The organism is Pseudomonas sp. JV449 (assembly GCF_032424295.1).
Taxonomy (GTDB): Bacteria; Pseudomonadota; Gammaproteobacteria; order Pseudomonadales; family Pseudomonadaceae; genus Aquipseudomonas; species Aquipseudomonas marginalis.
Window position 1 is genome coordinate 20,645 of record NZ_VYKD01000013.1, and the last position, 26,650, is coordinate 47,294.

At 63.2% G+C, this 26,650-nt stretch carries 20 protein-coding genes; 11 read left to right on the top strand and 9 right to left on the bottom strand.

Going from position 1 to position 26,650, the window contains the following annotated elements; all coding sequences use genetic code 11:
- Nucleotides 1-33: 33 nt before the first annotated feature.
- Both F6S08_RS12280 and F6S08_RS12285 read right to left on the bottom strand, forming a co-directional pair.
- Complete coding sequence (locus F6S08_RS12280; RefSeq protein ID WP_065927971.1) at nt 34-2,469, bottom strand: TonB-dependent siderophore receptor; 2,436 nt, start codon at nt 2,467-2,469, stop codon at nt 34-36.
- A gap of 101 nt (nt 2,470-2,570) precedes the next feature.
- Nucleotides 2,571-4,223: a cyclic peptide export ABC transporter gene (locus F6S08_RS12285; protein WP_065927970.1), complete on the bottom strand. Its 1,653-nt coding sequence runs from the start codon at nt 4,221-4,223 to the stop codon at nt 2,571-2,573.
- A gap of 200 nt (nt 4,224-4,423) precedes the next feature.
- Here F6S08_RS12285 and F6S08_RS12290 point away from each other — a divergent pair, with 200 nt between their 5' ends.
- On the top strand, nt 4,424-5,254 hold the full coding sequence (locus tag F6S08_RS12290; RefSeq protein ID WP_065927969.1) for a N(5)-hydroxyornithine transformylase PvdF: 831 nt from the start codon (nt 4,424-4,426) through the stop codon (nt 5,252-5,254).
- Nucleotides 5,255-5,377: 123 nt separating this feature from the next.
- On the opposite strand, the gene F6S08_RS12295 is transcribed toward F6S08_RS12290, so the two are convergent.
- From F6S08_RS12295 to pvdM, 3 genes are read right to left on the bottom strand one after another with little or no spacing between them, the layout of a single operon-like run.
- Nucleotides 5,378-6,250 (bottom strand): formylglycine-generating enzyme family protein, encoded by an 873-nt coding sequence (locus F6S08_RS12295; RefSeq protein ID WP_315871652.1) that lies wholly within the window; start codon nt 6,248-6,250, stop codon nt 5,378-5,380.
- Nucleotides 6,251-6,282: 32 nt separating this feature from the next.
- Nucleotides 6,283-7,554 (bottom strand): aminotransferase class V-fold PLP-dependent enzyme, encoded by a 1,272-nt coding sequence (locus F6S08_RS12300; protein WP_065947712.1) that lies wholly within the window; start codon nt 7,552-7,554, stop codon nt 6,283-6,285.
- An 18-nt stretch (nt 7,555-7,572) separates the two neighbouring features.
- Nucleotides 7,573-8,922 (bottom strand): pyoverdine-tailoring dipeptidase-like protein PvdM, encoded by a 1,350-nt coding sequence (gene pvdM / locus F6S08_RS12305; RefSeq protein WP_065927966.1) that lies wholly within the window; start codon nt 8,920-8,922, stop codon nt 7,573-7,575.
- Nucleotides 8,923-9,064: 142 nt separating this feature from the next.
- Here pvdM and F6S08_RS12310 point away from each other — a divergent pair, with 142 nt between their 5' ends.
- On the top strand, nt 9,065-10,696 hold the full coding sequence (locus F6S08_RS12310; protein WP_315871653.1) for a PvdJ/PvdD/PvdP-like protein: 1,632 nt from the start codon (nt 9,065-9,067) through the stop codon (nt 10,694-10,696).
- Here F6S08_RS12310 and F6S08_RS12315 read toward each other — a convergent pair.
- The gene (locus F6S08_RS12315; RefSeq protein WP_315871654.1) at nt 10,632-11,915 is read right to left on the bottom strand and encodes a methionine gamma-lyase; all 1,284 of its coding nucleotides are present in this window, start codon (nt 11,913-11,915) and stop codon (nt 10,632-10,634) included. The two genes, F6S08_RS12310 and F6S08_RS12315, sit on opposite strands and share 65 nt — an antisense overlap.
- A 123-nt stretch (nt 11,916-12,038) precedes the next feature.
- On the opposite strand from F6S08_RS12315, the gene F6S08_RS12320 reads away from it, so the two are divergent.
- Together F6S08_RS12320 and F6S08_RS12325 are read left to right on the top strand one after the other, a co-directional pair.
- On the top strand, nt 12,039-12,509 hold the full coding sequence (locus F6S08_RS12320; protein WP_065947715.1) for an Lrp/AsnC family transcriptional regulator: 471 nt from the start codon (nt 12,039-12,041) through the stop codon (nt 12,507-12,509).
- A gap of 100 nt (nt 12,510-12,609) precedes the next feature.
- On the top strand, nt 12,610-13,047 hold the full coding sequence (locus tag F6S08_RS12325) for a carboxymuconolactone decarboxylase family protein (RefSeq protein ID WP_065947716.1): 438 nt from the start codon (nt 12,610-12,612) through the stop codon (nt 13,045-13,047).
- 182 nt (nt 13,048-13,229) lie between these two features.
- On the opposite strand, the gene F6S08_RS12330 is transcribed toward F6S08_RS12325, so the two are convergent.
- Nucleotides 13,230-15,377: a TonB-dependent siderophore receptor gene (locus tag F6S08_RS12330; protein WP_065947717.1), complete on the bottom strand. Its 2,148-nt coding sequence runs from the start codon at nt 15,375-15,377 to the stop codon at nt 13,230-13,232.
- 191 nt (nt 15,378-15,568) lie between these two features.
- Here F6S08_RS12330 and F6S08_RS12335 point away from each other — a divergent pair, with 191 nt between their 5' ends.
- Nucleotides 15,569-16,348 (top strand): acetoin reductase, encoded by a 780-nt coding sequence (locus F6S08_RS12335; protein ID WP_065927962.1) that lies wholly within the window; start codon nt 15,569-15,571, stop codon nt 16,346-16,348.
- Between the two features lie 69 nt (nt 16,349-16,417).
- Here the strand turns inward: F6S08_RS12335 and F6S08_RS12340 are convergent, their stop codons facing one another.
- Complete coding sequence (locus tag F6S08_RS12340) at nt 16,418-18,277, bottom strand: sigma-54-dependent Fis family transcriptional regulator (protein ID WP_315871655.1); 1,860 nt, start codon at nt 18,275-18,277, stop codon at nt 16,418-16,420.
- Nucleotides 18,278-18,586: 309 nt separating this feature from the next.
- Here F6S08_RS12340 and F6S08_RS12345 point away from each other — a divergent pair, with 309 nt between their 5' ends.
- Genes F6S08_RS12345 through F6S08_RS12355 form a run of 3 tightly spaced genes read left to right on the top strand, consistent with a single transcriptional unit; the run spans nt 18,587 to nt 21,710 of the window.
- Complete coding sequence (locus F6S08_RS12345) at nt 18,587-19,564, top strand: thiamine pyrophosphate-dependent dehydrogenase E1 component subunit alpha (RefSeq protein WP_065927960.1); 978 nt, start codon at nt 18,587-18,589, stop codon at nt 19,562-19,564.
- A gap of 26 nt (nt 19,565-19,590) precedes the next feature.
- A complete protein-coding gene (locus F6S08_RS12350; RefSeq protein ID WP_027606544.1) occupies nt 19,591-20,610 on the top strand; it encodes an alpha-ketoacid dehydrogenase subunit beta in 1,020 nt (339 codons plus the stop codon).
- A complete protein-coding gene (locus F6S08_RS12355) occupies nt 20,607-21,710 on the top strand; it encodes an acetoin dehydrogenase dihydrolipoyllysine-residue acetyltransferase subunit (RefSeq protein ID WP_315871656.1) in 1,104 nt (367 codons plus the stop codon). Before F6S08_RS12350 ends, F6S08_RS12355 begins: the two co-directional genes overlap by 4 nt.
- A gap of 114 nt (nt 21,711-21,824) precedes the next feature.
- Here F6S08_RS12355 and F6S08_RS12360 read toward each other — a convergent pair whose 3' ends face one another.
- The gene (locus tag F6S08_RS12360; protein ID WP_065927958.1) at nt 21,825-22,712 is read right to left on the bottom strand and encodes a helix-turn-helix domain-containing protein; all 888 of its coding nucleotides are present in this window, start codon (nt 22,710-22,712) and stop codon (nt 21,825-21,827) included.
- 138 nt (nt 22,713-22,850) lie between these two features.
- Between F6S08_RS12360 and F6S08_RS12365 the strand changes: the two genes are divergently transcribed.
- The 3 genes from F6S08_RS12365 to F6S08_RS12375 are packed head-to-tail and all read left to right on the top strand — an operon-like array spanning nt 22,851 to nt 26,612.
- Nucleotides 22,851-24,209, top strand: a complete 1,359-nt coding sequence (locus tag F6S08_RS12365) for a glutamine synthetase family protein (protein ID WP_065927979.1) — start codon at nt 22,851-22,853, stop codon at nt 24,207-24,209.
- A 22-nt stretch (nt 24,210-24,231) separates the two neighbouring features.
- A complete protein-coding gene (locus tag F6S08_RS12370; RefSeq protein ID WP_065927957.1) occupies nt 24,232-25,320 on the top strand; it encodes a polyamine ABC transporter substrate-binding protein in 1,089 nt (362 codons plus the stop codon).
- A complete protein-coding gene (locus tag F6S08_RS12375; protein ID WP_065927956.1) occupies nt 25,317-26,612 on the top strand; it encodes an NAD(P)/FAD-dependent oxidoreductase in 1,296 nt (431 codons plus the stop codon). The genes F6S08_RS12370 and F6S08_RS12375 overlap by 4 nt, the downstream gene beginning before the upstream one ends.
- Nucleotides 26,613-26,650: the final 38 nt, after the last annotated feature.

Below are 26,650 nucleotides of genomic sequence, written 5' to 3' on the forward strand. Positions count from 1 at the left end.
TGCGCAGGGTGTCTGGAGGTTGCCGGGGTTAGATCAGAAGTCCCAGCGGGTCGACAGCATCACGTTGCGCGGGTCGCCCGAGTAGGACGACGTGTAGAAGCCGATGTTGGTGTAGTAGCGCTTGTCGAACACGTTGTTGACGTTGATCGAGGCGGAGAGGTTCTTGCTGATCTGGTAGCGCGCCATGGCGTCGACCAGCCAGTACGGGTCTTGAGAGAATCGCTGGGTGACACTCTTGCCGCGGTTGTAGACATCCTGCCACGCCTCACCTTGCCAGCGCGCGCCGCCGCCGAGGGTGAGCTTGTCGAGGGCGCCGCTCAGCTTGTAGCTGGTGTAGAAATTGAGCTGGTCCTGAGGTTCCCAGGTGGAGAACTTCTTGCCATCGTCATCGCGGATCACCTTGTGGGTGTAGCCCGCCTGCACCTGCCAGCCTGGCAGCAGCTCACCGGAAATCTCGGCTTCATAGCCCTTGGTCTTGGCCTGGACGCCCATGTAGGCCCACTCGACAGGCGAGTTGGCCGGCATATTGTTGTTGTACTCGGTGTCTTCCTCGGCGCGATTGGACTCATGAATCTCGAAGTAGGCAAGGCTGGCATTCAGGCGGCCGTCATAGAACTCACCCTTCACACCCAGTTCATAGTTTTCGCCTTCGTCAGGCTCGACCATCTTGTTGTTGCGGTCGGGTCGCAGCTGCTGCGGCATGAAGATCGAGGTATAGCTGCCGTACACCGAGAAGTTTTTATTAAGGTCGTACACCACGCCCGCATACGGGATGAGTTTGCCGGTCTCGCGCGAGTCGTTGGTGCCGGTCAGCCGGTAGTCGGTCAGGCGCGAACCAAGCAACAGGGACAGGTCGTCAGTGAGGCTCAGGCGTGTCGAGAAGTAGACCGCTGCCTGGCGGGTGATGTCGTCTTTCTCGGTAGCGCGGCCCCAATCCGGCTCCAGGCTGTCGCCGTCCCATGAATAAAGAGGGAAGTCATTACTGTCCTTATAGGTCGCACTGTAATAGTCGTTGCCTTCCCAGTGCGAACGCGAAACCGATGCCCCCACCACCAACTGGTGCTCGCGACCGCCCAGGCTGAACGGCCCGGAGAGATAGAAGTCGCCGTTATTACTGATGGTCTTGCCAGTGTACTTGGCGGCATACACCGAGGCTCTGTCGGTGGAATTTTGCTTTGGAGAAGCGTAACCCAGCGGTGCGTTATAGCCATTGAGCTGGTTGCTGTAGTTGGCCTTGGCGATCCAGCCGTTATCCAGCGCGTGTTCCAGGGTGGCGAAAACGCTGCGGCTGTATTGCCCCCAGCTGCTCCACTTCGGGCCATTGTTGTAGCCACGGTCAAAGCTGATCTCGTTACCCACGCCATCAAACAACGAGCGGCTGCCGGACCAACTCGAACCCTTGGGGTCGCTATCCTGATAGTCGGCGCCGATGGTCAGCAGGGTGTCCGGCGACAGGTCGAATTCGAGGATGCCGTAGTAGACATTGGTCTTGCGTTCATAGTGGTCGATGAATGAATGCTTGTCCTGGTATACCGCCACGGCACGCCCGCGCACGTTGCCGCTTTCGGTCAGCGGGCCGCTCACGTCCAGCTCCGAGCGGTAGTTGTCCCACGAGCCGGCGCCCAGGCCCACATGCCCCTGGAACTCGGCAGTGGGCTTCTTGCGCACCAGGTTGATGGTGCCGCCCGGGCCGCCGGCGCCGGTCATCAGGCCGGTGGTGCCCTTGAGGATTTCGACACGGTCGTAGATCGCCATGTCGCTCAGGGTCTGGCCGGCCGAGTAACCTTCGTTGCGGGTGGTCGGCACGCCGTCGTACTGGAAGTTCTGGATCGGGAAACCCCGGGAATAATAGTTGGTGCGCTCGCTGTCGAAGGTCGAGACGGTGATGCCCGGTGTGTGGCGCATCACGTCGTCGATGCCGTTCAAGCCGAAGTCATCCATGGTCTGGCGGGTGACCACGGAAATCGACTGGGGCGTCTCGCGCGGTGTCAGCACCATCTTGGTGGCGGTGGCGATGGTGCCTGGTGTGTAGGAGCCGGAACCTTCGGTGATGGTGCCCAGTTGGTTGGCGTTGATCTGGGTGGCGCCAAGCTCGAGGGCGTCGCTACCGGAGCCGGGCGCGTTGATGATCATCGAGCTGCCTTGCAGGCTGTAGCTGACGCCGGTCCCTCCCAGCATTTGCTCGATAGCCCGTACCGGGTCCATCTTGCCGCTGACCGCCACGCTGTGCTTGTTTTGCACGGTTTCCGGGCTGTACAGGATTTGCAGGTTGGTCTGTTGGCCAAATACCTGCAGTGCAGTACTCAACGGCTGCGCGGGGATGTTCAATTCGAACTCTTGCGCCTGCACATAACTCGCCATCGACAGGCTGGCCGCCAGGGCCAGGCTATTGGGCAGAGCGTTGAATTTCAGGGCCCGCCGCATGGAAAGTGCGGTGCTCAATGGGCTGAGGGCAAGCCGTACTGGCATGGTGTTGTTTCTCTTTTTTAAGTGTTGGCAGATGGGTACTTAATGCGGTTAATTCTCATTGCTGCATATGAGACGTTCGCACTCGCATAAACCGGAAAAAATTATGCGGGCTCCAACTCCGCAACGACTTTCCCTGCACTCAAGCGCACCAACTGGTCGGCGATATCGAAGTAGCGGTCGTCGTGACTGATCACGATGATGGTCTTGCCCAGGCGCTTGAGGTCCGGCAGCAGCTCGGTATAGAACACGCGGCGGAAGGCCGGGTCCTGGTCGGCGGCCCATTCGTCGAACACCAGCACCGGGCGCTCTTCCAGCCAGGCATTGACCAGTGCCAGGCGCTTGCGCTGGCCGGTGGAGAGGTCGGTGGTGCTGAATACGCCGTCCTTGACGCTGACCTTGTGCGCGATTTCCAGGCGCTCCAGGTACTTGGCGGCGCTGTCCAGCGACTGGGTGGCGCTGCCCTGGACCAGGTCGTCGAACAGGTAGTAGTCGGCGAACACCGTGGTGAACAGCTGGCGATAGTCATCGCGCGCCGGGTCGGTCACCGTTTCGCCATTGAGGCGGATTTCCCCGGCCTCGGGTTGATACAGGCCCAGCAGCAGCTTGATCAGGGTGGTCTTGCCGCAGCCGTTCTCGCCGACGATAAACACGATATCACCCTGCTTGATGCTCAGGTTGATCGGCCCCAGGTGGAACGGCTGGCTGCCTTCCACCGGCGGCGGGCTGTAGCTCACGCCGCGCAACTCCAGGCTGTGCACCACCGGTGTCGGCGCTTCGCTGCCGTCCATCAGCAGGTGTGGTTCGGGGGAAGAGAAGCGTTCGGACAGTTCGGTGATGCGCGCAAACGCAATGCGCGCCTTGCCGATGATCGGCAGGTAACCCACCACGTGTTCCAGCGGGCCCTTCATGTACAGCAACACCAGCACAAAACCGGTGATCACCGCCGGGTCCGGGTTCGGGTTGTAGGCCTGCATCGCCAGCGCCAGGCCGATGACCACAAAGAACAGCATCGAGCCGAAGGTCTTGGCGACGATATAGATGTTCACCGAACGCACCTGGATATCGCTGATACGGTCGGCGGTTTCCTGGATGCGGTGGGTGTTCATGCGGTAGCGGCGGGGCCGGTGGATGCGCAACTCCTTGGCGCCGGAAGCGATTGCCGAGTAGTAGCGTTGCAACTCGTCTTCCTGGTCGCGGGCCTCGTCGAAGCCGCGAATGCCCTTGGCGCCGGCGATGAACTGCACGCTGCTGCCGATGATGATCGCCACCACCATCATCAGGAACATCGGCACCGACAGGTACGCCAGGTACCCCAGGCAGCCCAGGGTCACGGTGGTGGCGATGGCCAGCGGGGTGAAGGCAAAGGAGAAGTCGCTGATGGTGTCGACGTCGTGGGTCAGCACCGGGATCAGGCGGTGGGAGCGATACTGCTCGATCTGCTCGATGGGCGCCGACAGCACCTTTTCGCCGAGATCCTTGCGCAGGGCGGCGATGATCCGCTGGCCCACGTAGTTGGTGCCGATATCGGAGACGATCGAACTGGTCAGCGCCAGCACGCACAGCGCAGCAAAGCTCAGGATCACGCCCTGGGTCATACCCGTGGAAGAGTGCAGCGCGTTGTTGATGGTCGCCAGCAACAGCGTGATGGCCAGGCCGCCGGCCATGCCCAGGGCGATGGAGACCGTCACGATGGTGCGAAACGGCCTGAGCAATGCAAGCAAACCTTTGAAGGCGCCGCGCTTGGGGTCGGTCATAAGTACTTCCCGGAAAGTGAAAAAGAGGGGGCTGGGCACACAGACCCTTACCCATGACAAACGAAGTGTTGGCGCGACGATTTAGCTCGGTGTGCCCGGCGGTGCGGTTGGTGGATAAATTGACCGGCATCTGGTTCGTTCTTGTGGTGTAGGCGCACGCGTATCGGCGCGTGCCTGATCTTTCCAGCGAGAGCGAAACAATGACGAAAAAGAACCTGGTGTACGTGTGGTCCCTGCGCAATGCCGCTGCCGACAAGGCCGGCCAGCCGGTGGCCTACAAGGACCACGAGCGCTACATGAAGTCGGTGCTGGAGTTTCTGGTGGGGTCGCTCAACGACACGTCCCTGGGTGACGCCTACAACCTGGTGGGCGTGGTGTATGACGACGATGAGCAGAACCCGCGCGACCAGCAGTTGGTGGTCGACTATGGGTTTGCCTATAAACCGGGGCGCCAGTGGCTTTATCCGGCGGATTTGCAGGTGCAGGGCCACCTGGTCAACGACCTGCTGTTGAGCGTGCCGTCCACCTATCGCCGCCTGCCACGGGGCAGCGCCGAGCATATCGCCGGCAAGCAGGACTTCGAACGCCGCCTGCATGACACGCTGGTGGAATTGAAGGCCGATATTGTGGTGCTGGACGGCCTGCTGGTGATCCTGGACGAGCTGGTGCGCCCCGGTGCGCCGTTTGCCCGTAGGATCATGAACATTCACCCCGGTATCACCCGTATCGAATCGCCCTATGAGCGCCGTGGGGCCTATGCGACCTGGAATGCGCTGTACGGTGCGCGTGGGTTGACGGTTACGGATTGGGTGACCAAGGCCACCACGCCATCCGAGCCGCTGTACCTGACCGGCGCCTCCTTCCACTACGTGGACAACGGCATCGACTCCGGCGAGGTGTTCCACGACGTACTCAAGACCGAGATCTCGCCGGACGACACCATCCTCGAATTGCGCTGGAACAACTTCAACAACAGCCTGTTCCCGGCGCTGCATGAAGGTTTGGAGTTGTTGGCGCAGAAGGGGGTCTAAGCCGCGCACGATTTGACTGTGGGAGGGGGCTTGCATCCCGATTACGGAGTATCAGTCAATGGCGATGTCGACTGCCGCACCCCATCGGGAGCAAGCCCCCTCCCACATTAAATCCCGTCAGCTTTAGAGATCGCGCACTACCCTGAAGCCAATCCAATCCCCCCGCGTTTGCGGGTAGATGTTGTTGCGGTTGCCCGAGCGTGAAAACACCGGCGCTTCGCCCCAGTCATTGCCACGAATCTGGTAGCCCTCGCAGTTCGGCTCCATCCACGCGCTGCCATCCGTCGGTGCGCCGACATAGTTGGGGTGCTCGCAGTCGGCCACCCGCTCATAGACATTGCCATGCATGTCGTACATGCCAAACGCATTCGGCGGGTAGCTGCCTACCGGCGAAGAATAGCTGTACCCGTCCGCCGGCCCGTAGGTGTTGGCATGCTCGGCGATGCTGTAGCCCTTGCCCTCGTCGAACGGGAATGGGAATGGTCCGGCGGAGCCGGCGCGCGCGGCGTATTCGCGCTGGGCCTCGCTGACCATGTGGTACTGCTGGCCGGTTTTTTTCGACAGCCAGGCCACATAGTGCTTGATGTCGTCCATGTCCATGCACACCGCCGGCTGGCGCGGGCCCTGGGGATAGCGTGGCTTGCTGGCGATGCATTCGCGGCCGGGGCGGGTGTCGCCGTCGGCGATCTTCACTCCGGTCTGGCGGATATAGCTGTCCCATTCGCCGGCGGTGATGTGGAAGCGGCTCATGGCGAACGGCTTGGCGAAGGTCACGTCATGCATCGGGCCTTCGTCCGGCTCACGGCCGACTTCGTCTTCCGGCGTCCCCATGGTGAAGGTGCCGGCGGGCAGTACCACCATTTCCGGACAGTCCTTGCAGTCCTTGAACACTTTGCCCGGTTGCGGCGTGGCGGCCTGGGCCAGGCCCGGCAGCAGCGCGCCGCACAGGGCGGTCAGTGCCAGGGTCGTCAGGGGGTTGAGTCGCAGTGGCGTCATAGGGACCTCTCGTGCAAAGGGAAAAAGGCGCGTCACAACCGCTGGCTGAGCAGGGTCATGAAACGCTGGATTTCGTCGGAGTTGTTGAGCAGGCCGGGCGCCGTGCGGATCACCGGGCCGACGTCGCGGTCCACCGCGTCGATCACCACGCGGTTCTTCTGCATGTAGGCTGCCACCCGATCACTGTCCTGGCCCTTGACCCGGAAGAAGGTAAAGCCGGCAGACAGTTCTGGGCTGCGCGGCGTGACCAGTTCGATCTGCGGGTGCGCCAGCAATTGCTCCTTGAGTTCGGCGTTCAGTCCATGGATGCGCGCCTGGACCGGCGCCTTGCCCAGTTGCAGGTGCAGCTTGAAGGCCTCATCCGCCGCCCAGCGATGCTCGAAAGCGTGATAGCCGCCGGGGGTCATGATGGTGGCGAAGTCCTTGTCTTCGGAGAAGGTCGGCACCATGGGCGTGACGTAGGTGTTTTCAGGGTTGCGCGCACACACCAGCCCGGTACCGCGCGGACCGAACATCCATTTATGGGTGCCGGCGATAAAGAAGTCGCAATGCATGTCTGGGAAGTCGAGGTTTTCCACACCGAAACCATGCACGCCATCCACCACATAGAGGAGGCGGTCCTTGTCATCGCGGTTGCGGTTGTGCGCCGCCACCAGCTTGCCGATCTCGCCGATGGGCAGTTTTACGCCGCTGCCGGACTGTACCCAGGTCATGCCCAGCACGCGGGTGTTGGGGCGGATATTACGCTGGATATTGGCCAGCACCTCGTCGGCAGAAACCTGGCTGGCCCGCTCGAACAGCTTGATCCGGCGAACCTGGGTGCCTTCCTTGAGCACGCGAAAATCCAGCACGTTCTGGGTCGCGTAATGCTCATGCACGGTGGTGAGGATTTCCTGGTCCGGGCGCACCTTGATGCCGCCATAGATCATCGCCAGGCCTTCGGAGGTGCTGCCGGTCAGGGCGATCTGCGCCGGGGTGGCCTTGAGGTAGCGGCCGGCCCATTCGCGTACCTGGCCTTCGCGCTTCCAGGTTTCCTCCAGGTCCCAGTCCATGGCAAGCCCTGGGTTGCGGTCGATCTGGGCGCGGTAACGCTCGATGGCCTCGCGTACCGGCCTGGGGTGCGAGGCCACCAGGAAGTTGGAGAAGTGCAGGTAATCCGGGTCCTGGTTGAACAGCTGCTTGAACACCGTCCATGGGGCATCCGTGGTGGTGGCAGCCAGTGCCTGCGGGATGAGTGCAGCGCCCAATGGCAGGCTGGCGGCGAATATCCCGGCCTGCTTGAGAAACGTACGGCGGTCAGTCATGGACTTGCTTCTAGGTGATTAGCGGTTGGCCAAGGGTTTGGCGGCTTTTTGTACCTGGTCCCAGACCCGCAGGAAGTTACCTCCCCACAGCTTGGCGATGTCGGCTTCGGAGTAGCCGCGCTGGATCAGTTCGGCGGTGACGTTGCGGATTTCGCCGACGTTGTTCCAGCCGTCGATGCCGCCGCCGTCGTTGAAGTCCGAGGCGATGCCGACGTGATCGATCCCGATCTTGCGCACGGTGTAGTCGACGGCGTCGCCCCAGTCCTTGAGCGTGGCCTTGGGCTCCTCCTCAAGAATCCCGTACAGCCCTTGGGCGTACTGGCCGAACTTCTGCTCCGGCCATGCCGCGATGATCGCGTCCCCCGGCATCAGGGCCATGGCCAGGTTGGGCAGCGGCGGCAGGTCGAAACGCGCGCGCAGGGTGTTGAGTTTGTCCTGGGTCGGCTGGCTCAGGGGGCGTATGTAGGCCGGGAAGCCCACCACCTGCACCACGCCGCCACTGTTCTTGATCAGTTGCAGTTCCTTGTCGCTGAGGTTGCGCGGGATGTCCACCGACGCGCGCGGTGCCGAGTGGGACGCCACCATCGGCGTGCGACTCAGCTGCGCGACTTGCTCCAGGGCCTTGGTCGACATCTGCGACACGTCAATGATCACCCCCAGGTCATTGAGGCGCTGCACCGCTTGCTTGCCGATGTCCGACAGGCCTTCGAGCGCATCGACGGAATCATTGAAAAACGGCAGTGGGCGCGATGAGTCGGACCAGGCGTTATTGCCGATATAACTGAAACCGAACATGCGCATGCCCCGGGCGGCCCACAGGTCCAGCTGATTCAGGTCATTGCCCAGCGGGTAGGCGTTGAGCATGCTGATAAAGATCGCGAACTTGCCTTCGCCATGCAGGCGTCGAAAGTCATCCGGGGTATAGGCGATGCCGACTTGATTGGGAAAGTCACGCACCATGCCGGAGATGATCTTGTAGCGCACCTCCTGCTCGTGGCGGGCTTCCTCGACAAAGCCGTCAGTAGGCTTGTGCGGGGCGTTGGGGCCATTCCAGATTTCCGGCCAGCCGAAGATCGTCAGGGCTGCGCCGGACAAGCGCCCGCGTGCCGCCTTGGCCAGGTCGAACTGGCCGCTGCCGTCCTTGTCCGCCTCGTTGCCGGCGGTGCCAAAATCCATGGGAACGGTGATATGGCTGTCGAACGACAGCAAGCGGTCCTGCAGTTCATTGGCCTGCTTGATCACGGCCAATGGGTAGCCGGCATTGCCCTTGAACCAATGATCCCAGGCCAGGAAGCCTGCGCCGGCACCGATGGCCAGTGCCAGCGGCAAGCCGATGTACAGCGCCTTTTTCGAACGTGGTTTTGTCATTGCCATCTCAGTCAGTTGAGGCCTTCGCTATCAGGGAAGAACGAGTGGTGCGCGGGGAAATTTAGGCGGCACGGGCAGGGCGGTAAATTTCCCCGGCCTGCAAACGTTCTAGCTCTGATAAAGCCGTTTCCTAAGGTAGACAATGACCATCTCTCGACGTGGGTTCATCGCAGGCCTGGCGCTGACCGGCGCGGCTGTGCCTGCCGCCTTCTATGCCCATCGCGAGTTGACGCGCGAAGAAGAATTGCCCATCACTCCCGGCGAAGCCACCGTGGACCTGGCCGACACCGCCGGGCAGCACCTGGCCAACACCTTGCGCGGGGTGTGGAGCCTGCGCCTGGAAGGCCGCGACGCCGGCCTCAAGGGCCTGCCGCTGCAAGGCCTGGAACTGCTGCTCGACATCGCCCCCCGTGGCCGTGGCCTGCGCGGCTACCTGGACACCGCCGCCAACCTGCGCGCCGACGGCGAACCGCGCTACCGCGTGCTCGGTGACCTGCTGACCGGCGAGGGCGCCTTGCTCTACTGGCGCCTGATCGACCGCGATGCCCTCGACGGCAGGCCCGCCTATGAGTTCAAGATGACCCTCGATGAAGTCTGGGCCGACTTCGCCAACGCCGGCAGCGGCACCCTCAGCGGGCACATCCTCGACCTGGATCGGCCCCTGGCCTTGACCGAACGTGACCACCGCTTTATCGCCCACAAACAGCTGTTTCCCGAAGCCCGCCAACGCATCGGCCTTAACCCGACCCTGCTGGCCTGGCTGATTGCTCCGGAGCACCGCCTGTTTCACCAGCTGTGGCACGCCACCCGTGACCAATGGCACAAACTCTCCGAAGAAAAACGCGACGCCCTGCGCGGCATCGGCTGGCAACCCGGCCCGCGCGGCAAGGAGCGTGACGCCCGTGGCAAACACAAAGACCGCAACGGCTCGGGCATCGATTTCTTCTTCATGCACCGGCATATGCTCGGCACCGCGCGTTCCATGCAGGATCTGCCCTCGTGGCCTGTATTCCCCGAACCGCAACCGGCGCTGGAGCGCGACCGCTTGGGTTTCCTGCGTTACTTCGACAACCACGACGGCTTCGCGCTGCCGCCCACCTGGTCAGCCCCGGACGACAGCGAATACACCCAGTGGGTCAGCGACATCAAGGCCGCCGAGACCTACCACAGCAACTTCCAGGTCTGGGAATCGCAGTACCGCGACCCGCGCTACCTGGCCAAACTGACCTTGGGCCAACTCGGCTCCGAAATGGAACTGGGCCTGCACGACTGGCTGCACATGCGCTGGGCCTCGGTGCCCCGCGACCCGTCCAACGGCGCGCCGGTACCCCTGGCCCGCGACCCGGCAGACTTTGCCCCACGCTGGTACGCGGCAGAAAACGACTTCCTCGGCGACCCGTTTTCATCCCATGTAAACCCGGTGTTCTGGCACTTCCACGGCTGGATCGACGACCGTATCGAAGACTGGTACCGCGCCCACGAACGCTTCAACCCCGGCGAAGTCAGACGCCTGGACGTCAACGGCGTGGCCTGGTTCGCAGCGGGACGCTGGGTCGAAGTCGGCGACCCGTGGCTGGGCCCGGACACCCATGGCTGCAGCACCACCCCGGGGTTGCAGATGGGCAAGTCGATGGAGATGGACCCGGAGACCATGAAGCTCGCCTTGCGCATTACCTTTGGCGAGGACGAGCACCTGTTGCAGGGCCTGTTCAAGCGCGTGCCGAAGCGGCCTTGGTATGCGCGGCATTTGAAGGTGAAGGCGCGAGAGGCTTGAGCGTTTGGCGTGGCACGGTGCGGGTGCACTTGGCCAGCGCCTGCTGCACGTCCGCCAACAGGTCGGCGACGTCCTCAAGCCCCACCGATAAACGCACCAGGCCTTCGCTGATACCGTGATGCGCGCGTTCTTCAGGGGTGTAGGTGCTATGGGTCATGCTCGCCGGGTGCTGGGCCAGTGACTCGGCGTCGCCCAGGCTGACCGCGCGGGTGAACAGCTTGAGGGCATTCATGAAGCGTCGTCCGCTGTCGATCCCGCCCTTGAGTTCGAAGGCGATCATGCCGCCGGCCTGGCTCATCTGCCGCGCCGCCAATGCGTATTGCGCGAAGCTGCGCAGCCCCGGATACGTCACCCACTCCACGGCCGGATGCGCCTGCAAGGCTTCGGCCACGGCCTGGGCGTTGCTGCAATGGCGGTCCATGCGCAGGGCCAACGTCTTCAGGCCGCGCATCAACAGGGAGGCGTCCTGGGGCGACATCACCGCGCCGGTCAAGTCCTTGAGGCCTTGCAGGCGAATGCGCTGGGCCAGGGCCTGGTTGCTCACGGCAATGCCGGCGGTGATGTCGCCATGGCCGCTGAGGTACTTGGTGGCCGAGTGCACCACCACATCGGCGCCCAGTTCCAGGGGCCGTTGCAGGTACGGCGTGCAGTAGGTGTTATCGACCACCACGGTCACGTTCGGCTGTTGATGGGCGAGGGCGGCCACGGCGGCGATGTCCACCAATTGCAGGGTGGGATTGGCCGGGGTTTCGCAGTAGACCATGCGGGTGGCGGGGCTGAGTGCCGCTTGCAGGGCCGCCAGGTCGGTGAGGTCCACGTGACGCACCTTGATGCCGAATTCGCCGATACCGTGATGCAGCAGGGCGAAGGTGCAGCCGTAGAGCGTCTGGCTGACGATCACCTCATCGCCTGGGCGCAGCAGGGTCCAGAACGTCGCGGCAATCGCGCCCATGCCCGAACTGAACGCCACCGCCGCTTCGCCGTTTTCCAGGCTGGCCATGCGGGACTCCAGCAGCGCCAGGGTCGGGTTGGAAATGCGCGTATAGAAATGGCCGCCGGCCTCACCGGCAAAACAGGCGGCGCCGTATTCGGCAGTGGGAAAGGCAAACGTGGCCGACAGGTAGATCGGCGGCACGAGTGCGCCGTGGTGGGCCTTGGGGTCGTAGCCGTGGTGGATGGCACGGGTGGAAAAGCCGAATGCATTGTGTTTAGTGTTCATGTCGGGCGCTCCTTATTTCCTACAATGCTATGCTTATAATCACGGCTGGATTTTCCAAACTTTGCCGAGAAATCCCTTGTCCTGGGATGAAAACTCGCTAAAAACAATAAACAGAGGCACGTCATGCCCATCACGCTGGATCGCACCGACAAGGCGTTATTAAACGCCCTGCAAGGCAATGCCCGTTTAACCGTGGCCGAGCTGGCCGAGCGCGTGTCCCTGACCACTTCACCGTGCTGGCGACGGGTCAGGAACCTGGAGGAAAGCGGGGTGATCAGCGGCTACCAGGCGATCCTCTCGCCCAAGGCGCTGGGATACGGGGTGACGGCGTTTGTCAGCATCATGATGGAGAGCCACACTCAGGAAATCGCCCGGGCGTTCGAGCAACGCCTGTTGGATATTCCGGAAATCGTGGCCTGTCATAACGTGTCGGGACGCTATGACTTTTTGCTCGAAGTGGTGGCCAGGGATCTGGAGTCGTTCGGCGAGTTTGCGCGGGAGGTGTTGCAGACGCTGCCGTGCGTCAAGGAGATTTATTCGAGTTTTTCCTATAAGTCGGTGCGACCGTTGCGGGTGATTCCATTACCAGGTTGATCGCACCATTGGTCACCTGTTCTTCCTCGTAATTGGCTATTTCTCCCGTATGGCCCGGTGGCTAACCTAGCCACCACTTCCCACCGTTCCGGAGTTCCGCATGCAAGCCCGTACCGATTTCTACACCGCTTCCCCAGACGCCATGAAAGCCATGCTCGCCCTGGAAGCCGCCGTCGGCAAACTCTCCATCGAGCTGCCACTGCTGGAACTGATACGCCTGCGTGTGTCGCAGATCAACGGCTGTGCGTTCTGCCTGGACATGCACACCGCCGATGCCCGCAAGGGCGGCGAGACCGAGCGTCGCCTGTACACCCTGTCGGCCTGGCGCGAAACGCCGTTCTTCACCCCGCGTGAGCGCGCGGCATTGGCCTGGACCGAGAGCCTGACGCTGCTGAGCCAGACCCACGCGCCGGACGCAGACTTCACGGCGCTCGCCGCCGAGTTCAGCCCCCAGGAGCAAGTCGACCTGAGCGTGGCCATCGCCACCATCAACAGCTGGAATCGCCTCGCGGTAGGGTTTCGCAAGATGCCTAAATAAGAAAGGTTGAAGACGGCTCTTTTGTGGTGAGCGGGCTTGTCCCGCGCTGGGCTGCGCAGCAGCCCCAAAACCAGGCGCAGAGGAGTGCCTGATATACCCCATTCGTCTTCATCAGGGGCGCTTCGCACCCCAACGCGGGCGGTGCGACGATTCGCCAAGCCCGCTCGCCACAGCAGTAAGTGTCAGAAGTTCACTGAAGCACTCAGGCGCGCCGTCAGCGGCGCGCCCTGGAACAGATAGTCATCGCCCATGTACTCGCCCGCGTCGCGCCAGTAGCGCTTGTCGAACAGGTTGTCGACGCTCAGGCGCAGCACCGTCTCGTAGCCGTCGACCTTGGTGGTGTAGCGGCTGCCGACGTTGACCACCGCATAATCCCCCACCTCCACATTGCCGCTGCGGTTGGCGTACTTCTTGGCGCTGTATTGCACGCCGCCGAGCACCGCCAGGCCATTGACCCACGGCAACGCATAATCGGCGTACACACTGGCGCGCAGCTTGGGCACGTTGATCGCCTGGTGGTCTTCGTATTCCGGTGTGCCGCTGCCGCTTACCCGTGCACGAATCGCCGCCACGCTGGTGGAAATCTGCAGGCGGTCGGTGGCCCAGCCGTTGGCCGACAACTCCACGCCGGTGTTCTTCTGCTCGCCCTGTTGCACATAGGTAAAGGTAGCGGCGCCATCCGGCCTGGCGTACTGGTAGGCCTGGCGTGTCTGGAACACAGCGGCGGCGAAGCTGATGCGGCGCCAGTCGTATTTCACCCCGGCCTCGATTTGCCGCGAGGTGGTAGGGGCCAGGGTTTCATCGGCGTTGCTGGCAAACCACGGCGCAGTGCCGCCCAGGGACAGGCCTTTGCTGTAACTGGTGTACAGCGAGATATTTTCTACGGGTTTGTAGATCAATGCCGCCTGGGGCAGAAACACGTATTGCTGGGTATGGCGGGCCTGGTTGCCAGTGACACCGTCGAAGGCTTTTTCATCCAGGCGCACTTCGCGGCCACCGAGGATGGTTTGCCATTGCTCGTTGAAGCGGATGCGGTCGGTGACGAACAGGCCGTACTGGCGGCTGTCGAGGGTGCGATGGCTGTCGTTCAACGGCTTGTCGGTGGGCGTGAACGTCGGCGCGTCAGCGTCGATATTGGCCGTGCCGATGTACTCGTTGACGGACTTGCGCTTGTCGATCACCCGGCGAAACGCGCTGGTGCCGAAGGTCAGTTCATGGCCGATGCCGGCGGTGTCGAACAGGCCGGTCATCGCCGCCTGGACTTCATCGTCACGGCGGGTATCGTCGGGGCTGCGGTAGTCGTAGACGTCGTAGTTGCCTGCGGGCGTAAAGTGGTTGCCGACACCGTTGGTGTCGCCGCCCCAGGCAAACGAACTGTAGTCATCGATCACCACCTTGCTGCGCGCGGCGCTGACGCTGCCTTTCCACTGGTCGCTGAAGCGGTATTCGAAGGTGCCGTTGAGGTTCAGCGAATCGATGCCGACCTGCCTGGAGCCGCTCTGGTGGCCCAGCAGTTTTTTCGGCGAGGCGTCGTGGGGCACCTCGGTGCCGCCCAGCAACTGGTAGCCCGGTACCGAGCGCTGTTGCTTGTTCTGGTATTCCGCGTCCAGTTGCAGCACCGCGTCGGGGCTGATGTTCCAGTCGAAGGCCAGGGACACGAAGTCGCGCTGGCCGTTGGCGTGCTCCACATAGGAATTAAGGTCTTCATGGGCGACGTTGGCGCGCAGGCCGAATTGCTGCTCGCTGCCAAACCAGCCACCCACATCGGTGGCGATATAGCCACTGCCGCGGTCATCGGTGGACACCGTCACCGAGCGCACATCTTCCGGGCGCTTGGTCACGTAGTTGATCACGCCGCTGGGTTCGGAAATCCCGCTCTGCAAACCGGCCAGGCCCTTGAGCACTTCCACCTGCTGCTTGTTTTCCAGGGCGACGTTCTGCTCGCCGGTGATGGTGCGCCCGTTGATCTTGTAGCTGCTCGCCGCATTCAGCGAGAAACCGCGCACCACGAAATTCTCGTAGTAGCCGATGGGGGCGTAGCTGTCGCCCACCGAGGCGTCGTTGCGCAGCACCTCACTGAGCAGGCGCGCTTGCTGGTCCTTGATCAACGCGGCATTGATCACTGTGATCGAGGCCGGGGTGTCCAGCAGCGGCGCCTCGTTGAAGCCGCCGACCGAGGCGGTGTCTGCGCGATAGCCTGACGCGTCCTCGCCCTGGACCTGCACCGCCGGCAGCTCGAGTTGTGCCGCCCAACTGTTGCCGATCCCGCCGCTGAGCAGCAGGCCGAGGGCGAAACGTGTACTGACGACAGGACGAAAACGCAAAACCATGGGGGAGGGCCTTAAAGCGCAGGGCGGGGGGCGCATAAGCTAGGCATAACGGCCAGGTTTTACAAGCGTTCGGTACACGGGCGTGCGCTGAGACAGGGCGTCTCAACGCCTATGCCAAACCCGTTGCGCCTCGACAGCCCGTGCGCGTACCTGCGATAGACAACGTTCTCTCATCGTTGCAGGAGATTGTCATGAGTATCGCTGGAAAAGTTGCGCTGGTGACTGGCGCCGGGCAGGGCATTGGTCGGGCCATCGCCCTGCGCCTGGCACAGGACGGTGCCGACATCGCCCTGGTCGACATCAATGGCGCCAAGCTCGAAGCCGTGGCCGCCGAAGTCGTGGCCCTGGGGCGCAAGGCCTCGGTGTTTATCGCCGACGTGTCCAAGCGCGACCAGGTGGTGGCGGCGGTCGAACACGCACACCAGACCCTCGGCGGCTTCGACATTATCGTCAACAACGCCGGGGTCGCGCAGATCGACGCGCTGCTGGACGTCAGCCCGGAACAGGTCGAGCGCACCCTGGGCATCAATGTGCAGGGCGTGTTGTGGGGCATCCAGGCTGCCGGCAGGAAATTCAAGGCGCTCAAACAGAAGGGCAAGATCATCAATGCCTGCTCCATCGCCGGCCACGAAGGCTTCGCGCTGCTGGGCGTGTACTCGGCCACCAAGTTCGCCGTGCGCGCCTTGACCCAGGCGGCGGCCAAGGAACTGGCGAGCGCCGGGATCACGGTCAACGCCTACTGCCCGGGCGTAGTGGGCACCGATATGTGGGTGGAGATCGACAAGCGCATGGCCGAGATTACCGGGGCTGAAGTGGGTGCGACGTATAAGAAGTACGTGGATGGGATTGCCTTGGGCCGTGCGCAAACGCCGGAGGATGTGGCGGGGTTGGTGGCCTACCTGGCGGGACCGGACGCGGATTACATGACCGGGCAGGCGCCGTTGATCGATGGCGGGCTGGTTTACCGCTGATCTCCCAAGGCCGACGGTATTAAATGTGGGAGGGGGCAAGCCCCTCCCACATTGTTGACCCCCGTTGTGTCAGTGCTTGCCGGGCATGTCGATGCCCAGTTGGTTGACTCGGCGGTAGAGGGTGGCTCGGGAAATGCCCAACGCCTGCGCCGTCGGCAACGGCTTCCAGCGATGCCGGATCAACGCGTCCAGTACCACCTGGCGTTCCGGGCTCACGCTAGGTTCCGCGGCTGGCGAAACCTGCTCCCCACGCACTTCCACCGGCAAGTCCGCCAACTGGATGGTGCCGCCTTCACATACCGCACAGGCATACGCCAGCGCGTGGTGCAGCTGGCGCACATTGCCCGGCCAGGCATAGCCCAGCAGGCGTTCCAGCGCGGCTTGGCCGATGCCGACCGAGACGCCGCTGCCGCGTGCTTGCTGCTCCACCAGCCGGTTGATCAATGCCAGCTTGTCGCTACGCTCGCGCAGCGGCGGCAGGTAGAAGCGTGCGCAGCCGAGGCGGAAGTACAGGTCTTCGCGAAAGCGCCCGTCGCCGACCAGCACGGCCAGGTCGCGGTGGCTGGCGCAGATCACCTGAATGTCTACCGTGCGGGTCTTGGCCCCGCCCAGGGGCGCGACTTCACCCTCGGCCATCACCCGCAGCAGGCGCGTCTGCAACGCCAGCGGCATATCGCCGATTTCATCGAGGAACAGGGTGCCGCCATCGGCCTGCACCAACAGCCCCGGCATGCCTTTGCTGGACGCACCGGTAAAGGCCCCGGCCACGTAGCCGAACAGCTCGCTTTCAATCAGGTTCTCGGGGATCGCCGCGCAGTTCACCGCCACAAAGGGCCCTGTTCGCCGGGCGCTGCGTTCGTGCAGCTGGCGGGCGAACACTTCCTTGCCGGCGCCGGTTTCCCCCTGCACCAGCACCGGCAGGTTGCGGTCCTTGACGCGTACGGCCAGGCGCAGGTGTTCTTCCACCCGTGGGTCGACCTGTGTGTGCGCAACGGGCCGTGACGGTTTGCGGCGCGGCGCGTTGACCCGCACGTGCAGCACGCCAGGCTCGCCCAGCCATTGCAGGTGTTGGGTTGATTGATCGGTGGCCGAGCGCAACGCATCCAGGTCGAACACTTCGCCGATATGCTCCGGCACCTGGCCGAAACGCCGGCGCAGTGCGTGGCGCGCCTTGCTATTCAGCGCGTGCAGGCGCCCGTCCTGGTCCCAGGCCAGCAGCAGGTCGGGCTGGCTGTCCACGTAGCCCGGTGTGCTGTGGGCCTGGAGCACCCAGTGCTCGCGGGCGCTGTGCATAAAGAAGGCGTTTTCGATGGCCAGGGCACTCTGGGCCACCATCTGCCGCACCAGGTGCTGGCTGCGCCGGTCATCCGGGGATTTGAGCGCCGAGGCATCCATCACCCCCAGCAGGTTGCCCTGGGAGTCGAAGATCGGCGCGGCGGAGCAGGTCAAACTGATGAAGGCGGCGCGGAAGTGGTCGCGCTTGTGCACGGTCACTGCGGCCTTGCTGGTCAGCACCGTGGCCACGCCGCAGGTGCCTTCCTCGGCTTCCGACCAGCAGGTGCCGAGGTACAGGCCGGCTTTGCGGCAGTCGCTGCGAATGGTGGTGTCGACGCGGTGGTCGATGGTCTGGCCCTGGGCGTCGGTGAGCATCACGCAGTAGTCGGCGTGGCGCACCCGGTGGTGCAGTTGCCCGACTTCCTCGCCGGCGATGCGCATGAACAGCTCGGCGCGTTCGCGGCATTCCTTGAGCAAGGGTTCGGTAAGGATGCGTGGCCCCTGCAGCGAGCCGGGGTCGAGGTGGTGTTGTTCAATGGAACGCCGCCATGAATCGAAAATCAGCGACGGCACCGGCGCCTGGGGCAGGCGATCGGCATTGCGGACCACGCGACTGACGCAGTCGACGTGCTCCCTGGAGTTCGCGGCGAGCATAAGGCCTCCGGTTCTCGATCTTTGTTGTTATGCCCGCCATTAAGCGCCCGTGGGCGCGAGGGGACAAGGGCGACCTGACCAACAGCCCCGCGTGAGACGCGGCGTCTCATTCCGGCCGAGACGCCGCCTGCACAGTGCAATGCACCGTCTCATTCTGCACAGGCATACCGTCCCGGCACAACCGCACGGCACTGCTCTGGATCAAGGCTTTGCCAGGTTTCATCGCACCTTGGCACAGGCTGTGCTGAACCGCTTGCAGCTGGCCGCAGCCAGCCTTTTGTGTGTCGAGACAACCTGGAGAACAACAAGATGTCCACCCACCTGTCCACCGATCAATTGCTGCATGCCTACACCGTGATGCGCACCATCCGTGATTTCGAAGAACGCCTGCATGTGGAATTCGCCACCGGCGAGATCCCCGGTTTCGTGCACCTGTATGCCGGCCAGGAAGCCAGCGCAGCGGGGGTCATGGCCCACCTCAACGATGAAGATTGCATCGCCTCAAACCACCGTGGCCATGGCCATTGCATCGCCAAGGGCGTGGATGTGTTCGGCATGATGGCCGAGATCTACGGCAAGAAAACCGGCGTGTGCGGAGGCAAGGGCGGCTCCATGCACATCGCCGACCAGGAGAAGGGCATGCTCGGCGCCAACGGCATTGTCGGGGCGGGTGCGCCGTTGGCGGCGGGCGCCGCGCTGGCCTCCAAGCTCAAGGGCAGCCAGGGCGTGGCGGTCGCATTTTTCGGCGACGGCGGCTCCAACGAGGGCGCGGTGTTCGAGGCGATGAACCTGGCGTCGATCATGAAACTGCCGTGCCTGTTCGTTGCCGAGAACAACGGCTATGCCGAGGCCACCGGTTCCGGCTGGTCGGTGGCGTGCAAGGACATTGCCGAGCGGGCGGTGGGCTTCGGCATGCCGGGGGTGATTGTCGATGGCAATGACTTCTTTGCCGTACACGCGGCGTTGGGCGTGGCCGTGGAGCGTGCACGCAAAGGCGACGGGCCGACCTTGGTGGAAGTCAAGCTGAGTCGCTTCTACGGCCACTTCGAAGGCGATGCACAAACCTATCGTGGCCCGGACGAGGTGAAGAACCTGCGCGAATCCCACGACTGCCTCGCACTGTTCCGCCAGCGCTGCAATGCCGAAGGCTGGCTTGACGCGGCCCAATTCGAACGTATCGACGGCGAGGTCGCGCAGTTGATCGACGACGCCGTGCGCCTGGCCAAGTCCGATCCCAAGCCCCAGGCCGCCGACCTGCTCAGTGATGTCTACGTCGCCTACCGCTAATAACTACAAGACTCGGAGAGAATTTCATGGCTCGCAAAATCAGCTATCAGCAGGCAATCAACGAAGCCCTGGCCCAGGAAATGCGCCGCGACCAGAGCGTGTTCATTATCGGCCAGGACGTCTCCGGCGGCACCGGTTCCCCCGGCGAGCAGGACGCCTGGGGCGGTGTGCTCGGCGTGACCAAGGGCCTGTACCCGGAGTTTCCGGACCGCGTACTCGATGCGCCGTTGTCCGAAGTCGGCTACGTCGGCATGGCCGTCGGCGCCGCCACCCGTGGCATGCGCCCGGTGTGCGAATTGATGTTCGTCGACTTTATCGGCTGCTGCCTCGACCAGTTGCTCAACCAGGCCGCCAAGTTTCGCTACATGTTCGGCGGCAAGACCACCACGCCGCTGGTGGTGCGCGCCATGTACGGTGCCGGCCTGCGCGCCGCCGCCCAGCATTCGCAGATGCTCACCTCGATGTGGACGCACATTCCCGGCCTCAAGGTGGTGTGCCCGGCCACGCCGTATGACGCCAAGGGCATGCTGATCCAGGCGATCCGCGACAACGACCCGGTGATCTTCCTCGAACACAAGATGCTCTACAGCCTCCAAGGTGAGGTGCCGGAAGAGCTTTACACCGTGCCGTTCGGCGAAGCCAACTTTGTGCGCGAAGGCCGCGACGTGACCCTGGTGACCTACGGCCGCATGGTGCATATCGCCCTGGAAGCCGCCGCCAACCTGGCACGCCAGGGCATCGACTGCGAAGTGCTGGACCTGCGCACCACCAGCCCGCTGGACGAAGACAGCATCCTCGAGAGCGTGGAGAAAACCGGGCGCCTGGTGGTGATCGACGAGTCCAACCCGCGCTGTTCCATCGCCACCGACATCAGTGCGTTGGTGGCCCAGCAGGGCTTCTCGTTCCTGCGTGCGCCGATCGAGATGGTCACCGCGCCGCACACGCCGGTGCCGTTTTCCGATGCGCTGGAAGACCTGTACATCCCCAACGCCGCGAAGATCGAGGCCGCGGTGCTGAAGATCGCCGACAAGAGGAACGCCGCATGATCCATACCTTGACCATGCCCAAGTGGGGGCTGTCGATGACCGAAGGCCGCATCGACGTCTGGCTCAAGCAGCCCGGCGACCGGGTGGAGAAGGGCGAGGAAGTGCTGGACGTCGAGACCGACAAGATCTCCAGCAGTGTCGAGGCGCCGTTCAGTGGCGTGCTGCGCCGCGTGCTGGCGCTGAGCGACGAGACCTTGCCGGTGGGCGCGCTGCTGGGGATCGTGGTGGAAGGTGAGGCCAGCGAGGCGGAGATCGATGCGGTGATCGAAAGCTTCAACGCCGGGTTCGTCTCAAGCAGCGCCGAAGCCGAAGCCACCGGGCCGAGTGCGCAGAAGGTCGAGGTGGGCGGGCGCTTGCTGCGCTATCTCGACCTGGGCGACGGCGGTACGCCGCTGGTGCTGGTGCATGGCTTTGGCGGCGACTTGAACAACTGGCTGTTCAACCAACCGGCCCTGGCCGCCGAGCGCCGGGTGATCGCCGTGGATTTGCCGGGGCATGGCGAGTCGGGCAAGCATCTGCAAACCGGTGACGCCGAAGAGCTGAGCCAGGCCGTGCTGGCCTTGCTCGATCACCTCAAGCTCGAGCGCGTGCACCTGGCCGGGCACTCCATGGGCGGCTTGGTCAGCCTGACGCTTGCCGGCCAGGCGCCGGCGCGCGTTGCCTCACTGACCCTGATCGCCAGCGCCGGGCTGGGTGCGGACATCAATGGCGATTACTTGCAAGGTTTCACCGAAGCCAATAACCGTAACGCGCTCAAGCCGCAACTGATGCAACTGTTCAGCGACCCGGCGCTGGTGACGCGGCAGATGCTGGAGGACATGCTCAAGTTCAAGCGGTTGGAAGGGGTGGACCAGGCGCTTCGTCAGCTCAATGCCCAACTGTTCGAGGATGGGCGCCAGCGCCTGGATTTGCGCAACGTAGTGGGGCAGCAACCGAGCCTGGTGATCTGGGGCAGTGACGATGCAATCATCCCGGCCGGCCATGCCCAGGGGCTGGAGGCCCAGGTGGAGATTCTGCCGGGGCAGGGGCATATGGTGCAGTTGGAGGCGGCGGAGCGGGTTAACCAACTAATCTCAACCTTCCTAAAATCCCAACCTTGAAATGCAATTCAATGTGGGAGGGGGCTACACCCCGATTGCGGTAGTTCAGATACAGATATGTTGACTGACCCATCGCCATCGGGGCAAGCCCCCTCCCACATTTTCAGATGCATTTCAAAGTGAGTGCTTGAGGGTTTCGCTCGGCAGCTCTTTGAACAACGCTCGATAGCTGTTAGAGAACCGCCCCAAATGCCAGAACGACCAATTCATCGCCACCTCGGCCACGGTCGTTCCGGCACCGCTCAACAATTCCCGCCGTGCCCCGTTCAACCGGCGCAGGCGCAACCACTGCGCCGGGCTCATCCCGGTGTAGGTCTTGAACCCTTGTTGCAACTGGCGCAGCGGTACGCCGGCAATCCGCGCCAGTTCCAACAGGTTGACGGTTTCGTCCGGCGCATCCGCCGCCCACTCGCCTATGCGCGCCATCAACCGGCGTTCTTCACTGCGCTTTTGCAATGAGCTGCGATCCAGGCACACGCAGGCGTTGTCGAGGATGAACAGGCAGTCGTCGAGCAGTTGCTGAGTGAGGGAAACGGGGTCGATGACCGTGGACAAGCGCGTCAGGGTGCCACTCAGCCAGCGGCTGAACAGCGCGTTCTGCTGGCAGGTCAGCGGCGCCATGAACAGGCCTTCCAGCGTCTCCACATCCAGGCCGTGGCGCTGCACGAATTGCGGCCCGAACACCACCGCCACTTCGCGGTAGTTTTCCGGGGTGATCCAGGTGTTGCGGCTTTCGCCATTGAGCAGATACAGCGCGTTGTCGCTGCCATCGAAACAGAACGCCAGCGCGCCCGGCGGTGCGTTGAAGTGCTGCTCCACACGGGTGTTCATGCTCTCTTCGTACACCTGCACACCGTGCAGGTCGAGGTAGCGGACGCGCCCGGCAAAATGCCCCGGGGACATCTGCTGGTACTGCTGCACCCAACCGGGTGTCGCACGGCATTGGGCGGCCACATCAGCGGTGGTGAAGGCCTGTACGCGCAAAGCGGTTGCCTGGGTCATGGGTGATCCGTGCGCACTCTATTGGTGCGTTGTGCTGCGTGCAAAGTGGATAGATGGCCTGTGAAGGCTGGCCCAAGATAGACCTCAATGCGCCGCGAGTACAAGCCGGCGCAGCACCCACCCCATGATGAGGTCCTTATGAACGCCCCCTTCGATCAGCTGTCCGCCTGGCTGAAAGAACACAAGATTACCGAAGTCGAATGCGTGATCAGTGACTTGACTGGCATCGCACGCGGCAAGATTGCGCCCACCAACAAGTTCCTGCATGAGCGAGGCATGCGCCTGCCGGAGAGTGTGTTGCTGCAAACGGTAACCGGGGACTTTGTCGACGACGAGATCTACTACGACCTGCTGGACCCGGCCGACATCGATATGGTCTGCCGCCCGGTGGCCAACGCGACCTACGTGGTGCCGTGGGCCATCGAGCCCACCGCGATTGTGATCCACGACACCTTCGACAAGCATGGCAACCCCATCGAACTGTCGCCGCGCAACGTGCTGAAGAAAGTCCTGCAGCTTTACACCGACCGGGGCTGGCAGCCGATTGTCGCGCCGGAAATGGAGTTCTACCTGACCCAGCGCTGCGAAGACCCGGACCTGCCGCTGAAAACCCCGATTGGCCGCTCCGGGCGTGCCGAAACCGGGCGCCAGTCGTTTTCCATCGATGCCGCCAACGAGTTCGACCCGCTGTTCGAAGACGTCTACGACTGGTGCGAAGCCCAGGGCCTGGACCTCGATACGCTGATCCATGAAGACGGCCCGGCGCAGATGGAAATCAACTTCCGCCACGGCGATGCCCTCGACCTGGCCGACCAGATCACCGTGTTCAAACGCACCCTGCGCGAAGCCGCGCTCAAGCACAATGTGGCCGCCACCTTCATGGCCAAGCCGGTGGCCGACGAGCCCGGCAGCGCCATGCACCTGCACCAGAGCGTGGTGGAGATCGCCACAGGCAAGCCGGTGTTTGTCGACGCCGACGGCAACATGAGCCCGCTGTTCCTGCACCATATCGGCGGCCTGCAGAAGTACATCCCCAAGCTGTTGCCGATGTTCGCGCCCAACGTGAATTCGTTCCGCCGCTTCCTGCCGGACACCTCGGCGCCGGTCAATGTGGAGTGGGGCGAAGAAAACCGTACCGTCGGCCTGCGCGTGCCCACCTCGAGCCCGGATGCGATGCGCGTGGAAAACCGCCTGCCGGGCGCCGATGCCAATCCCTACCTGGCCATTGCCGCCAGCCTGCTGTGTGGCTACCTGGGGATGATCGAGCAGATCGAACCCAGCGCCCCGGTAGAAGGCCGCGCCTATGAGCGCCGCAACCTGCGCCTGCCGTTCACCCTCGAAGACGCCCTGGCGCGGATGGAGGACTGCGACACGGTCAAGCAGTACCTGGGCGACAAGTTCGTGCGCGGCTACGTCGCGGTCAAGCGCGCCGAGCACGAGAATTTCAAGCGGGTGATCAGTTCCTGGGAGCGTGAGTTCCTGCTGTTGAGCGTCTAAAAAACACAAAAGGGGTATCGATATGCGTCTTGTGAACAAGCTTCTTCCGCTGGCCCTGGTGGCCGCGTTCAGCGGTGCCGGCCAAGCCGCGCCGACGGTGAGCGTCTACAACTGGACCGACTATATCGGCGAGACCACCCTGGCGGATTTCCAGGCCAAGACCGGGATCAAGGTGATCTACGACGTGTTCGATTCCAACGAAACCCTGGAGGGCAAGTTGCTCGCCGGTCGCACCGGCTATGACGTGGTGGTGCCTTCCAACCACTTCCTGGCGCGCCAGGTAAAGGCCGGCGCGTTCCTCAAGCTCGACCGTTCGCAGTTGCCCAACTTCAAGAACCTCGACCCCAAGCTGCTCAAGCTGCTGGAGAAAAACGACCCGGGCAATGCGCACTCGGTGCCGTACCTGTGGGGTACCAACGGCATCGGCTACAACGTCGACAAGGTCAAGCAGGTGTTGGGTATCGATCATATCGATTCCTGGGCGGTGCTGTTCGAACCGGAGAATCTCAAGAAGCTCAACCAGTGCGGCGTGGCCTTCCTCGACTCGGCGGATGAGCTGTTCCCGGCGATCCTCAACTACATGGGCAAGGACCCGCGCAGTGAGAACCCCGAGGACTACCAGCAGGCCGAGGCCAAGCTGTTGACGCTGCGGCCGTACATCACCTACTTCCATTCCTCCAAGTACATTTCGGACCTGGCCAACGGCGATATCTGCGTGGCGTTCGGTTATTCCGGTGATGTATTCCAGGCCGCCAACCGCGCCAAGGAAGCCAGGAACGGCGTGAATATCGCCTACTCGATTCCCAAGGAAGGCTCCAACCTGTGGTTCGACCTGCTGGCGATCCCGGCCGATGCGAGTCACCCGAAAGAGGCCCATGCCTTCATCAACTACCTGCTCGACCCTGAAGTGATCGCCAAGGTCAGCGCCTCGGTCGGTTACGCCAATGCCAACCCGGCCGCCAAGGCCTTTATGGACCCTGAACTGGTGAATAACCCCGAGGTGTACCCGCCGCAGGAAGTGCTCGATAAACTCTATATTTCCACCACGCCGACTCCGGCGACCATGCGCCTGATGACCCGCGCCTGGAGCAAAGTGAAGACCAACAAATGATCCCATCCAGCGACCACGCCCGTTCCTACTACCTTGCGTCGGCGAATGCCATGCCGGAGCGCCCGGCACTGGGCGCCGACCTGAGCGCCGATGTCTGTGTGATCGGCGCTGGTTTTACCGGGGTCAACACCGCTATCGAACTGGCCCAGCGCGGGCTCTCGGTGATCCTGCTGGAGGCCCGGCGTATCGGCTGGGGCGCCAGCGGGCGCAATGGCGGGCAGTTGATTCGCGGGATCGGCCACGATGTGTCGGGGTTCGCCAAGTACGTGGGCGAGGAGGGCGTGCGTTACCTGGAACGGGCCGGGATCGAGTCGGTGGCCCTGGTGGGCGAGCGCATTCGCGAGCACGGGATCGACTGCGACTTGCGCTGGGGATTTGCCGAGCTGGCCAACACCCCGGCGCAGTTCGCTGCGTTCAAGGGCGAGCAGGACAGCCTGGCGCGCCTGGGTTATGTGCATGAAACCCGCCTGGTGGGCCCGCAGGACATCCGCGACGTGGTGGATTCGACGCAGTATGCCGGCGCCTTGGTGGACATGGGCTCCGGGCACCTGCACCCGCTGAACCTGGTGCTCGGCGAGGCGCAGGTGGCCGAGTCCCTTGGGGTGCGGATCTTTGAGCACACCGAAGTGCTGGAACTGATCCACGGCGACACGGTGCAGGTGCGTTGCGCTGGCGGCACGGTACGCGCGGCCAGCCTGGTATTGGCCTGCAATGCGCACCTGGAGGAACTGGAACCGCGCCTGAGCGGCAAGGTGCTGCCGGCGGGCAGCTACATCATCGCCACCGAACCGCTGTCGGTTGCACAGGCCAATCAGTTGATCCCGCAGAACCTGGCGCTGTGCGACCAGAAAGTCGGCCTGGATTACTACCGGTTGTCCGCCGACCGTCGCCTGTTGTTCGGCGGCGCCTGCCATTACTCGGGGCGCGATCCCAAAGACATCGCGGCCTATATGCAGCCCAAGATGCTCAAGGTGTTCCCGCAATTGGCCGACACCGCCATCGCGTTCCAGTGGGGCGGCAGGATCGGCATCACCGCCAATCGATTCCCCCAGGTCGGGCGGCTCAAGCAATACCCGAACGTGTTCTACGCCCAGGGCTATTCCGGGCATGGGCTCAACGTGACCCACTGGTGCGCGCGGCTGCTGGCCGAAGGCATACACGCGGGCCACAGCCAGGGCCTGGATATTTTCAGCCAGGTGCCGCACATGACCTTTCCCGGCGGCAAGGCGTTGCGCTCGCCGCTGCTGGCGTTGGGAATGGCGTGGCATCGCTTGCGGGAATTGATGCATTGAAGTCCGGGGCGTGGCAGGCTGTGCACGACGTTTTCCTA

Excerpts from the sequence above, each read along its gene's own strand:
- F6S08_RS12280 (WP_065927971.1), bottom strand. The coding sequence starts at position 2,469 with ATGCCAGTACGGCTTGCCCTCAGCCCATTGAGCACCGCACTTTCCATG.
- F6S08_RS12285 (WP_065927970.1), bottom strand. The coding sequence starts at position 4,223 with ATGACCGACCCCAAGCGCGGCGCCTTCAAAGGTTTGCTTGCATTGCTC.
- F6S08_RS12290 (WP_065927969.1), top strand. The coding sequence starts at position 4,424 with ATGACGAAAAAGAACCTGGTGTACGTGTGGTCCCTGCGCAATGCCGCT.
- F6S08_RS12295 (WP_315871652.1), bottom strand. The coding sequence starts at position 6,250 with ATGACGCCACTGCGACTCAACCCCCTGACGACCCTGGCACTGACCGCC.
- F6S08_RS12300 (WP_065947712.1), bottom strand. The coding sequence starts at position 7,554 with ATGACTGACCGCCGTACGTTTCTCAAGCAGGCCGGGATATTCGCCGCC.
- pvdM (WP_065927966.1), bottom strand. The coding sequence starts at position 8,922 with ATGACAAAACCACGTTCGAAAAAGGCGCTGTACATCGGCTTGCCGCTG.
- F6S08_RS12310 (WP_315871653.1), top strand. The coding sequence starts at position 9,065 with ATGACCATCTCTCGACGTGGGTTCATCGCAGGCCTGGCGCTGACCGGC.
- F6S08_RS12315 (WP_315871654.1), bottom strand. The coding sequence starts at position 11,915 with ATGAACACTAAACACAATGCATTCGGCTTTTCCACCCGTGCCATCCAC.
- F6S08_RS12320 (WP_065947715.1), top strand. The coding sequence starts at position 12,039 with ATGCCCATCACGCTGGATCGCACCGACAAGGCGTTATTAAACGCCCTG.
- F6S08_RS12325 (WP_065947716.1), top strand. The coding sequence starts at position 12,610 with ATGCAAGCCCGTACCGATTTCTACACCGCTTCCCCAGACGCCATGAAA.
- F6S08_RS12330 (WP_065947717.1), bottom strand. The coding sequence starts at position 15,377 with ATGGTTTTGCGTTTTCGTCCTGTCGTCAGTACACGTTTCGCCCTCGGC.
- F6S08_RS12335 (WP_065927962.1), top strand. The coding sequence starts at position 15,569 with ATGAGTATCGCTGGAAAAGTTGCGCTGGTGACTGGCGCCGGGCAGGGC.
- F6S08_RS12340 (WP_315871655.1), bottom strand. The coding sequence starts at position 18,277 with ATGCTCGCCGCGAACTCCAGGGAGCACGTCGACTGCGTCAGTCGCGTG.
- F6S08_RS12345 (WP_065927960.1), top strand. The coding sequence starts at position 18,587 with ATGTCCACCCACCTGTCCACCGATCAATTGCTGCATGCCTACACCGTG.
- F6S08_RS12350 (WP_027606544.1), top strand. The coding sequence starts at position 19,591 with ATGGCTCGCAAAATCAGCTATCAGCAGGCAATCAACGAAGCCCTGGCC.
- F6S08_RS12355 (WP_315871656.1), top strand. The coding sequence starts at position 20,607 with ATGATCCATACCTTGACCATGCCCAAGTGGGGGCTGTCGATGACCGAA.
- F6S08_RS12360 (WP_065927958.1), bottom strand. The coding sequence starts at position 22,712 with ATGACCCAGGCAACCGCTTTGCGCGTACAGGCCTTCACCACCGCTGAT.
- F6S08_RS12365 (WP_065927979.1), top strand. The coding sequence starts at position 22,851 with ATGAACGCCCCCTTCGATCAGCTGTCCGCCTGGCTGAAAGAACACAAG.
- F6S08_RS12370 (WP_065927957.1), top strand. The coding sequence starts at position 24,232 with ATGCGTCTTGTGAACAAGCTTCTTCCGCTGGCCCTGGTGGCCGCGTTC.
- F6S08_RS12375 (WP_065927956.1), top strand. The coding sequence starts at position 25,317 with ATGATCCCATCCAGCGACCACGCCCGTTCCTACTACCTTGCGTCGGCG.